The organism is Bradyrhizobium sp. Mp27 (assembly GCF_029953005.1).
Lineage (GTDB): Bacteria > Pseudomonadota > Alphaproteobacteria > Rhizobiales > Xanthobacteraceae > Bradyrhizobium > Bradyrhizobium barranii.
Genome location: NZ_JASAUS010000573.1, coordinates 1 through 744 on the forward strand (window position 1 = coordinate 1; position 744 = coordinate 744).

Below are 744 nucleotides of genomic sequence, written 5' to 3' on the forward strand. Positions count from 1 at the left end.
ACCACTGCGCGTCCAGGAACGGCAGGTACCCATCCAGAGTGCTTTGACGGCTGCGGAACATATCCGTACCGCCGCCGCGGCTAATTTGGCGAACCAGATTGCGACTATGTCCTGTGCGGCGGACGATCTCCTTGAGCGGCACACCGTCGCTGACAAGAGCCGCAATTGCGGCATGGCTGTCCTGGCGCCGCAGATAGCCCTGATAGCGAAGCTTTTCCGCGCAGGTCAGCAGTTTAGGATCGATCGTCGTCGCCCCGATTGCGGTTCGGATTTGGCTCATGGAGCGGCGCACCGCATCAAGGAAGGCCGCGCTCGCGTTTCCATCAGATGCCAGCGGTCGGCGACCTGGATGGCGTTCGGGAGCGCCTTGGCTGCTGCCTCGCCATATCCACCACCGCGATCTCGCGACACAATGTTGATGCCCGGGTGCTTCGACAGCCACGCCTGAACGGTCGCCGTTTCCCGGTCGGGCAGCAAGGCAACGATCCGCCGACGCTCCAAATCGCACACGATGGTGCCGTACCGACGGTTTCTCCGGAACGCCCAGTCATCGATACCCACAACAAGCAATGGATCCGTCGGTATCGCCGTCCGCCGGCGGACCACCCGCAGCAAGGTATCGTTGCTGACAGGCAGCATGAGCCGCTTGGCGAAGCTTGCTGCCGGCCGGCCGCCGAGCGCCAACCCCAGGTGATGGACGATGTGTTCGAGCCGTGCCGTCCGACGCCGTCGAAGCGGAACGAC

1 pseudogene is annotated in these 744 nt (G+C 63.7%); it reads right to left on the minus strand.

The window, feature by feature from the left end:
• Window positions 1-744 (minus strand): annotated as a pseudogene (locus QJT78_RS51800) (transposase); the annotation flags it as partial.